This is a genomic window from Vreelandella indica, from assembly GCF_037070225.1.
Classification (GTDB): domain Bacteria; phylum Pseudomonadota; class Gammaproteobacteria; order Pseudomonadales; family Halomonadaceae; genus Vreelandella; species Vreelandella arctica.
Window position 1 is genome coordinate 103,539 of record NZ_JBANSO010000002.1, and the last position, 13,139, is coordinate 116,677.

Consider the following 13,139-nt stretch of genomic DNA (forward strand, 5'->3'; position numbering starts at 1 on the left):
ATGGAGAGAATAAAATGTCTCATGCAGTAATACTGGACGCGCAAAGCCTCGGCCCTGGGATCAACTTAAGCGCTATTAGAGAGTCAGTCACACACCTTGAGGTGTTTGAGCAAAGTACCACCCAGCAAGCACTTGAACGCCTAGCGGATGCCGACATCGCCATTGTAAATAAGGTGGTACTTGACGCTGAAACGTTACAGCAATTACCTAAACTCAGACTGATATGTGTGCTCGCTACGGGGCTTAATAATATCAATCTTGAAACGGCAAAAGAGCAGAATATCGAGGTTAAAAACGTCGCGGCTTACGGCACCGCCAGTGTTTCTCAGCATACCTTGATGCTGATGCTGACATTAGCCAATCGGCTTCCGCTTTATCAGCGTGATGTCGCGGCAGGCGAATGGCAGCGTAGCGCCTTTTTCTGTTTGCAAGACTACCCGACACTGCAGTTGTCAGATAAACATTTAGTCATGGTGGGGCAAGGTGAGCTAGGCACAGAAGTGGCACGCCTAGCGGAGGCGTTTGGCATGCGCGTGACCTTCGCCGCCAGGCCGGGCAATGAAGCCAATGATAAGCGTCCTGCGCTGGATGACCTGCTCCCAGAAGCAGATGTGATCAGCCTTCACTGCCCGCTTAGTGACGCTACTAAGCATTTGATTAATCGACAGCGTCTGGCCAGTGCAAAGCCATCACTACTGCTGATCAACTGCGCCCGCGGCGGAGTTATCGATGAAGTCGCTGCGCTAGAGGCGCTGCGCAGTGGCAAGCTGGGCGGCTTGGGCGTTGATGTACTCCCTGCAGAACCGCCCAGAGACGGCCATCCACTGCTCGATGCACTTAACGAGCCGCTCAACTTAATCGTAACACCCCACAACGCCTGGATTACACCGGAAGCACGCCAGAATATTGTCAGCCTGACGGCGAATAATATCCGTGAATGGAAAAGTGCTTAAATAAAAGTATTAGCGCATTATGTGATAGCACTAGGGCCTTCTTAGGCCCTAGTGCGTAGCAAAATGGCTAGGGGCGTGGCAATTATCCAAAACCTCAAGTTCGACGTGGGTAACTTGCGCGCCCTCCGGGCCTTGCCATAGCCACTCGCTCAGCAGCTTGATGGCATCGGAGTGGCCACACATCAACACTTCGACACGCCCATCAGGCAGGTTTTTAGCGTAACCGGTAAGGCTCTGCTGAAGCGCTTTCTCTTGAGTAGCACGGCGATACCAGACACCTTGCACTTTACCAGTGACCAAGGCACGTACACAGCAGTCAGTCATCCTTTCCTCCTCGTACCATACACACTATTACACAAACTCATGCTTAATTAGCACTGCGCTATTACGCGGTACCAGTGGACGACCACGGCGTAGTAGTAAGGAGCGTGTAAATGCCGCGCCGAACAACAGTATCAGCGAACTGTAGTAGACCCATAGTAAGATCATTACCACTGAACCGGCAGCACCATAGGTAGACGCTGTCGCCGTATAAGCCAGATAGATCGCGATCACGCTGCGGCCGAGCGTAAATAGTACGGCGGTAACAACGGCACCAATCAACACATCTTGCCAGCGCAGCACCACGTCCGGAAGCACCTTAAAAATAGTCGCAAATAGGAGGGTCACCATGGCGACAGAGATGAGCGACTCAAGGGTAGTAGTAAACAGGCTAGCGAATGGGAATAGATTGTCCGCCGCAAGCAGCATGCCACGTAACACAACCCCTAGCACTAATGACACTAGCAGTATAAATCCAATAGACAGCACTACAGTCAGCGAGAGCAAGCGGCTTTTGATAAACCTTAACGCACTGTTAGAGGTTGGCTTGGCTGTCACGCCCCAAATCGTATTGAGTGAAAACTGCATTTGCGCAAAAACAGTGGTGGCGCCTACCACAAGCGCGCCGACACCTAATAGCGTGGGCAAAAGGCCAGACTCTTCGATTCTGGATTGAGCAACGGCTTCTTGAATCGCGACGGCGGCATCCGTGCCTAAAGTGCCTTGTAGTTGAGCGACTATTTGTCCCTGAGCGGCCTCTTCTCCCATCACAACACCGATGACAGTGACTGCAATAATAATCGTGGGTGCCAGTGAGAAAAGCGTATAAAACGCGAGCGAAGCCGCATAGCTAAACGCATTACGTTCCAGCCATAATGCGGTGGCGTCTTGGGTGACTTTCCACCAAAAATTAGCCGCACGTTTTATCATATCCACTCCCTGTGTCGTTGGTACTAAGGCCAATTTTAAACGTAATCAATAGCCTATTTTTTCTAGCATACCTAACCACAGCGTTTAGCGCAGTTTTCTGGTACGTTGACCCCCTAATATCACCAAACCAAAAGGAAGCTTGGATGGCCACCGATATTGCGCGCTCTACAACCGCCTGCGATTTCGACTGTTTGGTGTTTATTGGTCGCTTTCAACCGCCTCACCTTGGCCACTTGGCGATTATTCGAGAAGCACTAAAACGCGCGCGGCAAGTGATTGTACTGGTGGGGTCTGCGTGGCAAGCACGCTCATTGCGTAACCCGTGGCGATTTGACGAACGTCAAACCATGCTCCGCTCAGGGTTTGATGAGGCTGATAATCGACGCTTAGAGATTACCCCGCTACTGGACGCACTCTACAATGATGATGTCTGGGTGCGCGATGTTCAGCGCAAAGTGCGTGATTTAGCCGCCCCTGCCAATGCCCGCCTACCACGCATTGGTTTGATTGGAGCCAGCCGCGGGCAGTCTAGCTACTACCTGTCGCTATTCCCTCAATGGGAGTCGGTCAGCGTGCCGTCGGTAGAAGGGATTTCAGCGAGTCAAATTCGAGAGCGCCTGTTCCGTTCGCCCAGCTCCACCGATGACTACTTAAGTACGGGGGCTTACCACGACCTGCCCCCTGGCGTTGTCGAAAGTGTAAAGAAGTTTTGCCACGTCAGCGCCTATAAGCGCCTGTTGGAAGAGCAGCAGTTATTGGATCAATACCGTCAGGCGTGGGCTCATGCCCCCTACCCGCCTATTTTTGTCACAGTAAATGCTGTCGTGGTGCAGTCGGGTCATGTATTGCTGGTACGGCGTATGGCGGCACCGGGTAAAGGGCTTTACGCCCTGCCAGGCGGATTTATTAACCCTCATGAGCGTTTACTCGATGCCTGTTTGCGTGAACTGCGCGAACGGTTGCGATTAAAAGTCCCCGAGCCTGTGCTTAAGGGGTCACTGCGTGGCCAGCGTCTGTTTGATGAACCCCACCGCAGTTGGCGGGGGCGCACTTTGGCAGAAGCTTTCTACTTTGCGTTGCGCCCAGACCAACAGCTGCCTCGCTTAAAACCTGTTAAAGGGGGAGATCATGCGCGCTGGGTAGCACTTGCAGACCTTGAACCTGAGAGCCTGTTTGAAGACCACTTTTTTATTATTCAGAATTTTCTAGGCCTGCCTGCCGATTTTGGAAGCAGCTAGAAATTCCAGGAATTAGGGCGGCAATCGCTTGGGACGTTCATGCTTGCAGGAAATCCCTGGGTAATTTCATCATTTGCCGCCATAAACGCTCCACGCCGGGCTTATGCACCATTGAGCAGCGGTATAAGCGAATTTCTAAGGGAATGTCCCAGCTCGGGTCGCCCGCCCTGACCAAGCGGCCGCTTTTCAATTCCTCACGAATACAGAAATCCGGTATCCAGGCAACGCCTACCCCTTGCAGCACCATCCCTTTCAGGCCTTCGGCCATGGCCGTTTCATACACGGTACGCAGCTTCATACGTAGCGGATCATTCTTCAGCAGCATACGCACACTGCGCCCCAAAAATGCACCCTGCGTATAGGAAAGGTAAGGGATGGAAGTGTCATGCTGAAGGGAAAATTTGGCTTTTCCCTGTGCATCCGGCAGCGAGACAGGCAGCATATTGACCTTACCGATCGAGAAGGAGGGAAACACTTCGGCATCGAGCTGCATGGTGGCAAAGGGATCGTAATAAGCCAGCATTAAATCGCAATTGCCTTCACGTAGCACATGTATCGCCTCACCTACGTTCATTGCCACTAGGCGTGTCGGCAATTCGCCTAAGCCCTGTTGTAAACGGGAGATCCAGGGCGGATAAAAGCTTAATGCCAGGGAGTGAGCGGCGACGATATCCAACGCTTCATTGGCAATCGAAAGGCCGCGCAAATGACTAAGCGATTCGTTTAACTGTTCGACCAAATTACGGGCGGTAACCAAAAACAGCTGCCCTTCCGGTGTTAGCCCAACAGGGGTAGTTGATCGATCGACAAGAGTGACATCCACAGCCTGCTCCAGTGCACGAATGCGACGACTAAATGCAGGCTGCGTTACGTGGCGCTGTCGTGCTGACGCAGAGAAGCTGCGTGTGCTGGCGAGTGCTACGAAATCTTCTAGCCATTTTGTTTCGAGATTCACCCCGGGACTCCTTGTCTCACCCTTTGTGCACGCATATTGTTTTCCTATTTTGCGGTCTATTGGACGGGCGCCATTAAATAGGCAGCACGTGATACGACTTTCATCCACATTGAGCGCTGGTTGATTTCATCAATGCTGACCCGGCGGCATTGTGAAAAGTCATTTTCCAGCATACTTTCCACGCTGGCAGCAAAGTCTTGGTTTGGAATAAAAGCAGTTATTTCAAAATTTAACCGAAATGAACGGTTATCCAGATTTACAGTGCCAACCGTGGCTGCACTGCTATCTACAAGCATTACTTTTTGATGTAAAAACCCAGGAAGATAACGGTATATTTTTACACCTGCTCTTAACATATCCGGTAAAAACGAGAAGGCGGATAGGAAAACCAATAAGTGATCTGGTCGTTCGGGAATCATGACGCGTACATCTACCCCGCGCATGGCTGCAAGTCGCAGTGCATCCTGAACCCCTTGGTCAGGAACAAAGTAAGGACTGGTCACCCATAGGCGCTGTTTTGCGCTATGAATAACCTGTTGTACCAGCAGGCTGGCAGTATCCTGACGATCTGCAGGCCCAGAGGGCACAATAACAACATGATGATCAGTTGAAGAAGACGTTTCAGCCATCCAGTTCAGGCTAATCACCTCATCGGTAGCCCAGTGCCAATCTTCCCAAAACGCTTCTTGCAGGCCTAAGACACTGGGTCCTTCAAGCTTTAGGTGGGTGTCACGCCAGGGGCCATGCCGAGGATCTTCGCCTAAATATTCAACCCCAATATTAAAGCCCCCTATCCAACCCTCTTTGCCATCAATGACTGTTACTTTGCGATGATTCCGGAAGTTAAGCTGAAAGCGGTGTTTGAAGCCCCTTGATGAGCGAAAAGCACTGACGGCCACCCCATCGCTGATTAAATCATTTAGGTAACCATCGTTTAATTGACGACTTCCTACCTCATCGTAGAGGAAATAGACACGCACGCCACGCTGGGCAGCGCGTTGTAAATGCTGTTTCAAGCGCTGCCCCAGGGCATCGCTGCGAACAATAAAAAACTGTATCAATACATACTGTTCGGCACGATCAATGCCATCAAAAAGGCTTTCAAAGGTCGCGGGGCCGTCGATTAATAACGTGGCGTGATTACCATGGGTTAAGGGCATCATGGCAAGCTGCTCAACCGCTTGAATATCCGCATTACTCGAGGGTGCCACAAAAGGCTCTACATTGGCACGGTAACGTACCAGCACACGGCGTAGCACAGTGTCACGCTGCCCCCGAGCAGACACATAGCCATAAAATCTTGGTCGTCCAAAGAACCAGTAAGCAGGAAGCGCGACATAGGGAAACGTAAGCAACGATATGATCCATGCCACAGCCCCTTGAGAGGTGCGACTGGACATTAACGCCATAATGGCCGAAACGATACCCAATAAGTGTATCAATAAGATGCTGGTCCCTAGCAACCAGGAGGTCATAGCCACGTCCTCATAAAAGCAAGGGCCTCGCCGTCAGCGAGGCCCTTATGCGCTTAAAAACCTAAGCGTTCAAAGCCTAATCAATCTTATCATTCTGTTACGCCGACTGAGCGATAATCTCTTTCCACTTCGCAGGCCCGGTTTGATGCACTGATGTGCCCAGACTATCAACAGCAACCGTCACCGGCATATCTTCGACCTCAAATTCGTAGATCGCTTCCATGCCTAAATCTTCAAAGCCGACGACTCGGGATTTTTTAATCGCTTGCGCGACCAAATAAGCTGAGCCCCCTACCGCCATTAAGTACACCGCCTCATTGTCACGAATCGCGTCAATGGCGGTTTGGCCACGCTCTGCTTTTCCTACCATACCTAACAGGCCAGTATCTTCTAGCATGGTGCGGGTAAATTTATCCATTCGCGTGGCAGTCGTTGGGCCTGCGGGCCCCACTACCTCATCACCGATTGGATCAACCGGGCCCACGTAATAAATGAAGCGCCCTTTCATATCTACAGGTAGCGGCTCACCTTTGGCTAACATATCCACCATACGCTTATGAGCAGCGTCACGGCCGGTTAACAGCTTGCCGTTCAGCAGTAGCGTATCGCCTGGCTGCCAGGTTTTGACCTCAGCGGGCGTTACGGTGTCAAGATTGACCCGCTTGACGTTATCGCCTGCTTCGCGAGTGATTTCCGGCCAGTCCTCAAGCTTCGGTGCTTTTAACGCCGCAGGGCCTGAACCATCCAAGGTGAAGTGGGCATGACGGGTTGCTGCGCAATTGGGAATAATCGCTACAGGCTTATTGGCGGCATGGGTCGGATAGTCTTTTACTTTAATATCCAGCACGGTGGTTAAGCCGCCTAACCCTTGAGCACCGATGCCGCTTTTGTTGACCTTATCAAACAGTTCTAGGCGTATCTCTTCGGCGCGATTACTGGGCCCGCGGGCCTGTAAATCCTGAATATCGATGGGATCCAGTAGCGCTTCTTTGGCAATCATCATCGCTTTTTCAGCGGTGCCGCCGATGCCAATGCCCAGCATACCGGGCGGACACCAGCCTGCGCCCATCTTCGGCAGCTGTTCCATTACCCAATCGACGACGCTGTCGGAAGGATTAAGCATGGCAAATTTAGACTTGGCTTCACTACCACCGCCCTTCGCAGCCACGTGAATATCGACAGTGTCGCCAGGCACAATTTGGTGGTGAATAATGGCCGGCGTGTTGTCTTTGGTGTTGGCCCGCTTGCCGTCAGGATCCGCTAGCACCGAGGCACGTAGGACATTATCGGGCAGTAAATAAGCGCGACGAACACCTTCGTTGACCATGTCGTCAAGGCTCATGTCCGCTTCCCAGGTAACGTTCATACCCACGTGAACAAACACGGTGACGATGCCGGTGTCCTGGCAAATCGGGCGATGCCCGGTGGCGCACATACGCGAGTTAATCAGAATTTGCGCAATAGCGTCTTTAGCAGCGGGGTTCTCTTCACGCTCGTAGGCGGCCGCCATGGCGTCAATAAAATCTTTAGGATGATAGTAAGAGATGTACTGCAGAGCATCGGCAACGCTTTGAATAACGTCGTCCTGGCGAATCACGGTCATGGACTAACAGCTCCTAGGTTATCGTCTAGTCAGCGGCATTCTTGCGTATCGGCGCAAGTGCCGTCTTAGCGTGACGCCAGTATACCGTATTGCCCTGTCGGCAGCAGCACTCCTTGGTAGCGTCTTGGGTTCAGAAATTAGTACTTTAGTTATTGCTAGCAGCAATCAAGATAACGGTATAAATACTCAATAAAGCGCGGTATTGACTCATCGAAGCTATTAACTGCCTTGGCAATGCGGGCAATAGTAGAGCCTTCGCGATCCCACCATCCGGCGCTCGATCACCGCACCACAGCGGTGGCACTCAAGACCAGCGCGATCGAACACCGCAAAACGCCACTGCCTACGTGACTCACCGGCTGCTTTAGCCTGTTCAATCCAGGCCTCTCGATTAGTCACGCCTGCGGTTTGGTACGCTTGCCGAGTTGTTTCGATAATAGCGTGCGCAAGCGATTGTTGTTGATGGGTGGTGAGATCTACCGGCCGAGCGCTGGCTGGCAACTGGGTAAAGAATAAGATTTCAGAGCGCAGATAATTGCCGAGCCCTGCCACTAATCCTTGATCGAGCAACAGTGCGCCCAAACTTCGCCGGTGAAACTGCTTGAGAGTTAACCGCTGCAGAACATCGGCGGGGGTTACATCCTGGCTCAATAAATCAGGCCCTAAACGGGCCAAAAATGGGTGCTCGGCGAGATTATCGCGATGCAAAAGCGAGATATCGGAAGCGCTGTAAAGACTTGCGCAGCGCCCTTCTGCCGTCAAACGAACGCGTAACGTGCGCTTTGTGGCGGGAGGTTTATCCTCGCTATGCAGCTTCCAAACCCCATAGAGTTGATTATGTGAATAAAGCACCCGCTCATCAGCAAACCGGATCAGCATTGCTTTGCCACGCGTCTCTACCCGGGACACCTGAACACCAGTGAAAGAGTCTGCTTGGCTGGAAAGCTCGGGAAAGGCGAACCAAGCTTTGTCAATTACCCGCCCGCCTATCTGCTGCTGAACACGATCGGCCGCCCGACGAATCTCTGGCCCTTCTGGCATACCGCTAGCCCAGCGCCAGCTGTTTTTCTTTCATTTGATGGAGCTGATCGCGTAGCCGCGCCGCCTCTTCAAACTCCAGGTTTTGCGCTGCTTCGAACATGGCATCCTCAAGCTTGCTGATCGCGCCCAGCAGATCATGCTTATTCATGGTGGACACATCATATTCAGCGGCGCTTTCCGCCACTTTGCGTTCACTGCCGCGCCGACGGCTGTTCTTTTTGCCCGGTGCTTGGGCGGCTTCCAGAATATCGGACACCGAGCGCGTTATCGTCGTCGGCGTAATGCCATGCTCTAGATTGTGCTCAGTCTGCTTCGCTCGCCGACGCTCGGTTTCATCAATGGCTTTGCGCATCGAGTCAGTAATGCGGTCGCCATACAGAATCGCCTTGCCGTGCGCGTTACGGGCAGCCCGGCCAATGGTCTGTATCAGCGAGCGCTCCGCACGTAAAAAGCCCTCTTTATCGGCGTCTAAAATAGCTACCAGCGAGACTTCGGGAATATCCAACCCTTCACGCAACAGGTTAATGCCCACCAGCACATCAAACTTACCCAAACGTAGGTCGCGTATGATCTCGACACGCTCAACGGTATCGATATCCGAGTGCAGGTAACGAACCCTTATACCGTGCTCGTCAAAGTACTCGGTCAGGTCCTCCGCCATGCGTTTGGTTAACGTAGTGACCAGTACCCGCTCACCTACGGCGGTACGCAGACCAATTTCTGAGAGCAAATCATCTACCTGGGTGCTGGCCGGGCGCACCTCGATTTCAGGGTCCAACAGACCGGTAGGCCGTACCACTTGCTCAACGATTTGACTGGCGTGTTCGCCCTCATAGCGCCCAGGGGTGGCGGAGACAAAGATAGTCTGCGGGGAAATCGCCTCCCACTCCTCAAACTTCATGGGTCGGTTATCAAGCGCTGAAGGCAGCCGAAAACCGTACTCCACCAATGTTTCTTTGCGCGAACGGTCACCTTTATACATGCCGCCCACTTGGGGCACGCTGACATGCGACTCATCAATAAACAGCAGTGCATCATCGGGCAGGTAATCAAAAAATGTCGGCGGTGGCTCGCCGGGCGCACGCCCTGATAGATAGCGGGAGTAGTTTTCAATACCGTTGCAATAGCCCAATTCCAGCATCATTTCAATGTCATAAAGCGTGCGCTGCTCTAGTCGTTGCGCTTCGACTAGGCGCTCATGCTTGCGCATCCACTCAAGACGCTGTTTGAGCTCTTCTTTAATGGCATCAATGGCGCTTAGGATGGTTTCCCGCGGCGTCACGTAGTGCGATTTAGGGTAGATGGTCATACGCGGCACCTCGCCCTTAACGGCACCGGTCAACGGGTCGAACAACCGAATCGTATCGATCTCGCTATCGAACAGCTCCACGCGCACCGCCTCTTCATCGGAGTCAGCGGGGAAGATATCGATCACATCACCACGCACCCGGTAGGTGCCGCGCCGAAAGTCCATATCATTACGGGTGTATTGCAGCTCGGCCAGGCGACGCAGGAAGGCGCGCTGGTCGATCAGTTCACCACGGGTAAAATGGAGGCGCATCTTTAGATACTGATCCGGGTCACCCAAACCGTAAATGGCTGACACCGACACCACAATCAGCGCATCCCGGCGCTCCAGCAGTGCCTTAGTGGCCGAGAGGCGCATCTGCTCAATGTGATCATTGATGGAGGCATCTTTCTCGATAAACGTATCAGACGAAGGCACATAGGCTTCCGGCTGATAGTAGTCGTAGTAGGAAACGAAATACTCTACCGCGTTATCCGGGAAAAACGCCTTGAACTCACCGTAAAGCTGGGCAGCAAGGGTTTTGTTAGGCGCCATTACAATGGTCGGGCGCTGCTGCTGTTCGACGATGTTGGCCATGGTGAAAGTTTTGCCCGAGCCGGTAACGCCTAGCAGCGTTTGATGGGCAAGCCCTGATTCCAGGCCACCAATCAGCCCTTTAATGGCGGCGGGCTGGTCACCGGCAGGCTGAAATTTTGACTGTAATCGAAAGGCTTTGCTCATCGATGCTCCAAAAAGGAAAACTATTTTAAGGGTAACTAAACAAGACGTGTCTCTATCTCAACCGTGGACTCGGTCATCAAACGCTGAATGGGACAACGATGGCTGATTTCTTCTAGCCTGGCGCGCTGCTCAGGGTCATTAATGCCGTGCAGTGTTAAAGCGACACCCAGTCTGTAAATACCTTTTCGTTCCTGACCATCATCGCGTTGCACAGTGACGGTCACTCCTTCAAGTGGCCATCCCTTACGCTTGGCGTACATTTGCACGGTAATTGCTTTACACGTGCCCAAGGCGATATCGAAATAGTCGTGCGGATCAGGGGCACTGCCCTCGCCACCAACCACTGGCGGTACATCGGCATACAAATCTTCCAGACCATCGACTTCAACACGCTGCCTAAAGGCATGGTTGCGCTCACTAATGACGGTAATAGGTATGTGCATTAGGATACCTTGATGCCTAGCTTGAGTTTTTCAATGGCGTTAATCAGCGCTTCACGCTTTGCACGTCCATCGACATCAGCCCCATGGCGGCCCACCTCGGCGCTGTCAACGCCGTCCAGCATCATGAGTGCTGTGGTAATTTTGTTAACCTGCTCGACCGATTTAACACCTTGGAATGTTAATGATTGCTGCGCCATACCATTTCCCTGCCTATTGGCCTATGCAAGACTCCTACGAGGGAAAGAGTCTAGCACGCTAATAGTGCCTTGCAATTAATGCTGACTGCCCGCACTTAAGAGTAATACGTGCACACTCATTTGTCCGCAAGCTTAGAATGGCTGACAAATCACCACTTTGATCAGGAGTTTTTATGGCGACCGTTACCTCACGCACTTCCGCTCTTGGCAGCGTCCGCCTTACTCACTTAGCCGCGCTGGATGTGAAAGGCGCCGATGCAGAAAAGTTCCTTCAAGGCCAGACTAGCGCCCAAGTCAGCCTAGCCGATGGATACTTTGCGCCGCTGACCTGTTTTTGCACACCTAAGGGCCGCATGTTAGCCAATGCTCAGTTGCTGCGCATGGGGGAAAACCATTTTCGGCTGCTACTAAGCAGCACCCTGTTAGATAGTTTAGCCAACCATCTTAAAAAGTTCGCCGCCTTCTATAAGGCCGAACTGACGGCACTGCCTAACCTTACGTTCATCGGCGCTGGCGACAATGCGAAATCACTTGCTGATCAACTTGGCCTGAACTTTTCTAAGCAGAATTTTCCTGAACAGGTTGGCACTCACACCAACAATGATCAGCTCTGCGCGTTGCGTTACCCCGGTAAGACCCCGAGATGGCTATTGTGTTTCGATCACGATATCGATGGCGATGAAATATTGATTCAGGACGACGATGAAGGTCGTAACGCATGGCAGCTTGAGGATATTCGCAGTGGCTTAGCGTGGCTAACCGACGCCCAGAAGGATCACTTTTTACCGCAAATGCTTAACTGGGAAGCGTTGGGCGGGATTAGCTTCAAGAAAGGCTGCTATACCGGCCAGGAAGTCGTCGCCCGCGCCCACTTTCGCGGTCAGGTTAAAAAGCGTCTGATGCATATTAGCGTAGAGGCGCAAGCACTATCCGAAGCGCTACCCGAGGTAGGCGCCAGCCTGACGAACGGTGACGATAAAGCGGTGGGCGAAGTCGTGGTCAGCGCCTTTAACGAGCAAGGCGGCGTCGAGCTGCTTGCAGTAATGAGTACCAAGGTCGTGGAAGAAACAGTGCCCGTATTTCTCGCAGGGGCGCCAGCCACTTTACTACCATTACCCTATACGATTGAGCGAGTTGACCCCGAACAGCTGGCGGTTGGCCTTAATAACTAGCCTTTCCGCCTTCTAAGCGTGAGGTAAGCCAAACAGCGTCGTGGCGTTATGGCTGCTTATGGTCGCTACCTGTTCCGCCGTTTGCCCGCGTAGGGCAGCCACCACACTACATACTTCCGCTACCCGGCACGGTTCATTACGCTTGCCCTGGTAGCCGCTTAGCGGCATATCAGGGCTGTCGGTTTCAAGCACAAAAGCGTCATCCGGCAGTGCCTTAACGGTTCGCTGCAACCGTTTGGCACGCTCATAAGTTACCGCGCCGCCCAATCCCAGTTTGAAACCTAAATCGAGAAACTTCGTCGCCTGCTCAATAGAGCCTGAGAAAGCGTGAATTAACCCAGCTTGAGGTAGCGCAAGTTGGCGAAGTCGCTTGGCGACCTTATCGTTAGCATGGACGCAGTGCACCACTACCGGCAGTGAGTGGTGCTTAGCGAGCCTCAATTGAGCATCAAAGTAATGCCACTGCGCGTCCAGCGTGTCGCTAAAGCGGCCATCAATGCCACACTCGCCCAACGCAACGGCCTCAGGGTGCTCGCTCAGCGATTGGTCGAGCGCCTCGATGTCGGCCTCTTGATGCTGTTGCATAAAGTGCGGATGAAGCCCCAGACAAACCGAGGTGTCATCCCGCTCGCCCAGCGCCAGCACCTGTTGCCAGCGGGCCCGGGTTGTACCCGGCACCACAAAGCGCGCCACACCCACCGCCTTGGCAGCCTCAAACACCTCAGTTCGATCATGATCGAACTCAGAAAAGTCGAGATGGCAGTGCGCGTCGATTAACATAC

General features: G+C 52.8%; 13 protein-coding genes. 3 read left to right on the plus strand and 10 right to left on the minus strand.

The features are described 5' to 3' along the window. Nucleotides 1-14 precede the first annotated feature (14 nt). On the plus strand, nt 15-953 hold the full coding sequence (locus V8L71_RS02145; RefSeq protein ID WP_336273093.1) for a D-2-hydroxyacid dehydrogenase: 939 nt from the start codon (nt 15-17) through the stop codon (nt 951-953). Nucleotides 954-1,001: 48 nt separating this feature from the next. Here V8L71_RS02145 and V8L71_RS02150 read toward each other — a convergent pair whose 3' ends face one another. Together V8L71_RS02150 and V8L71_RS02155 are read right to left on the minus strand one after the other, a co-directional pair. Then, entirely contained in the window at nt 1,002-1,277 is a 276-nt protein-coding gene (locus V8L71_RS02150) for an acylphosphatase (RefSeq protein WP_101147265.1), read from the minus strand. A gap of 27 nt (nt 1,278-1,304) precedes the next feature. After that, complete coding sequence (locus V8L71_RS02155; protein ID WP_101147264.1) at nt 1,305-2,204, minus strand: YihY/virulence factor BrkB family protein; 900 nt, start codon at nt 2,202-2,204, stop codon at nt 1,305-1,307. 143 nt (nt 2,205-2,347) lie between these two features. Here V8L71_RS02155 and V8L71_RS02160 point away from each other — a divergent pair, with 143 nt between their 5' ends. Next, entirely contained in the window at nt 2,348-3,442 is a 1,095-nt protein-coding gene (locus tag V8L71_RS02160) for a bifunctional nicotinamide-nucleotide adenylyltransferase/Nudix hydroxylase (protein ID WP_101147263.1), read from the plus strand. 37 nt (nt 3,443-3,479) lie between these two features. Here V8L71_RS02160 and V8L71_RS02165 read toward each other — a convergent pair whose 3' ends face one another. The 7 genes from V8L71_RS02165 to V8L71_RS02195 all read right to left on the minus strand — a co-directional run bounded on the left by V8L71_RS02165 (nt 3,480) and on the right by V8L71_RS02195 (nt 11,185). Continuing rightward, nucleotides 3,480-4,397: a LysR substrate-binding domain-containing protein gene (locus tag V8L71_RS02165; protein WP_008957993.1), complete on the minus strand. Its 918-nt coding sequence runs from the start codon at nt 4,395-4,397 to the stop codon at nt 3,480-3,482. A gap of 56 nt (nt 4,398-4,453) precedes the next feature. After that, nucleotides 4,454-5,872 carry a cardiolipin synthase gene (cls, locus tag V8L71_RS02170; RefSeq protein ID WP_101147262.1) on the minus strand — a complete coding sequence of 473 codons (1,419 nt, stop codon included), beginning with the start codon at nt 5,870-5,872 and terminating at the stop codon, nt 4,454-4,456. Nucleotides 5,873-5,969: 97 nt separating this feature from the next. After that, nucleotides 5,970-7,475: a fumarate hydratase gene (locus V8L71_RS02175; protein ID WP_101147261.1), complete on the minus strand. Its 1,506-nt coding sequence runs from the start codon at nt 7,473-7,475 to the stop codon at nt 5,970-5,972. 219 nt (nt 7,476-7,694) lie between these two features. Beyond that, nucleotides 7,695-8,516 (minus strand): endonuclease VIII, encoded by an 822-nt coding sequence (gene nei / locus V8L71_RS02180; RefSeq protein ID WP_101147260.1) that lies wholly within the window; start codon nt 8,514-8,516, stop codon nt 7,695-7,697. A gap of 4 nt (nt 8,517-8,520) precedes the next feature. After that, on the minus strand, nt 8,521-10,545 hold the full coding sequence (gene uvrB, locus V8L71_RS02185) for an excinuclease ABC subunit UvrB (RefSeq protein ID WP_101147259.1): 2,025 nt from the start codon (nt 10,543-10,545) through the stop codon (nt 8,521-8,523). Between the two features lie 35 nt (nt 10,546-10,580). After that, entirely contained in the window at nt 10,581-10,988 is a 408-nt protein-coding gene (locus V8L71_RS02190) for an OsmC family protein (protein ID WP_101147258.1), read from the minus strand. After that, nucleotides 10,988-11,185, minus strand: coding sequence for a hypothetical protein (locus V8L71_RS02195; RefSeq protein WP_101147257.1), 198 nt, complete (start codon nt 11,183-11,185; stop codon nt 10,988-10,990). Before V8L71_RS02195 ends, V8L71_RS02190 begins: the two co-directional genes overlap by 1 nt. 173 nt (nt 11,186-11,358) lie before the next feature. On the opposite strand from V8L71_RS02195, the gene ygfZ reads away from it, so the two are divergent. Then, nucleotides 11,359-12,357: a CAF17-like 4Fe-4S cluster assembly/insertion protein YgfZ gene (ygfZ, locus tag V8L71_RS02200; RefSeq protein WP_336273094.1), complete on the plus strand. Its 999-nt coding sequence runs from the start codon at nt 11,359-11,361 to the stop codon at nt 12,355-12,357. A 12-nt stretch (nt 12,358-12,369) separates the two neighbouring features. Here the strand turns inward: ygfZ and V8L71_RS02205 are convergent, their stop codons facing one another. After that, entirely contained in the window at nt 12,370-13,137 is a 768-nt protein-coding gene (locus tag V8L71_RS02205; RefSeq protein ID WP_101147255.1) for a TatD family hydrolase, read from the minus strand. Nucleotides 13,138-13,139 lie beyond the last annotated feature (2 nt).

What these genes read in the sequence shown, in the direction of transcription:
- V8L71_RS02160 (WP_101147263.1), top strand. Translation starts at nt 2,348, where the DNA reads ATGGCCACCGATATTGCGCGCTCTACAACCGCCTGCGATTTCGACTGT.
- V8L71_RS02155 (WP_101147264.1), bottom strand. Translation starts at nt 2,204, where the DNA reads ATGATAAAACGTGCGGCTAATTTTTGGTGGAAAGTCACCCAAGACGCC.
- V8L71_RS02205 (WP_101147255.1), bottom strand. Translation starts at nt 13,137, where the DNA reads ATGTTAATCGACGCGCACTGCCATCTCGACTTTTCTGAGTTCGATCAT.
- V8L71_RS02175 (WP_101147261.1), bottom strand. Translation starts at nt 7,475, where the DNA reads ATGACCGTGATTCGCCAGGACGACGTTATTCAAAGCGTTGCCGATGCT.
- V8L71_RS02145 (WP_336273093.1), top strand. Translation starts at nt 15, where the DNA reads ATGTCTCATGCAGTAATACTGGACGCGCAAAGCCTCGGCCCTGGGATC.
- cls (WP_101147262.1), bottom strand. Translation starts at nt 5,872, where the DNA reads ATGACCTCCTGGTTGCTAGGGACCAGCATCTTATTGATACACTTATTG.
- nei (WP_101147260.1), bottom strand. Translation starts at nt 8,516, where the DNA reads ATGCCAGAAGGGCCAGAGATTCGTCGGGCGGCCGATCGTGTTCAGCAG.
- V8L71_RS02195 (WP_101147257.1), bottom strand. Translation starts at nt 11,185, where the DNA reads ATGGCGCAGCAATCATTAACATTCCAAGGTGTTAAATCGGTCGAGCAG.
- V8L71_RS02190 (WP_101147258.1), bottom strand. Translation starts at nt 10,988, where the DNA reads ATGCACATACCTATTACCGTCATTAGTGAGCGCAACCATGCCTTTAGG.
- uvrB (WP_101147259.1), bottom strand. Translation starts at nt 10,545, where the DNA reads ATGAGCAAAGCCTTTCGATTACAGTCAAAATTTCAGCCTGCCGGTGAC.
- V8L71_RS02150 (WP_101147265.1), bottom strand. Translation starts at nt 1,277, where the DNA reads ATGACTGACTGCTGTGTACGTGCCTTGGTCACTGGTAAAGTGCAAGGT.
- ygfZ (WP_336273094.1), top strand. Translation starts at nt 11,359, where the DNA reads ATGGCGACCGTTACCTCACGCACTTCCGCTCTTGGCAGCGTCCGCCTT.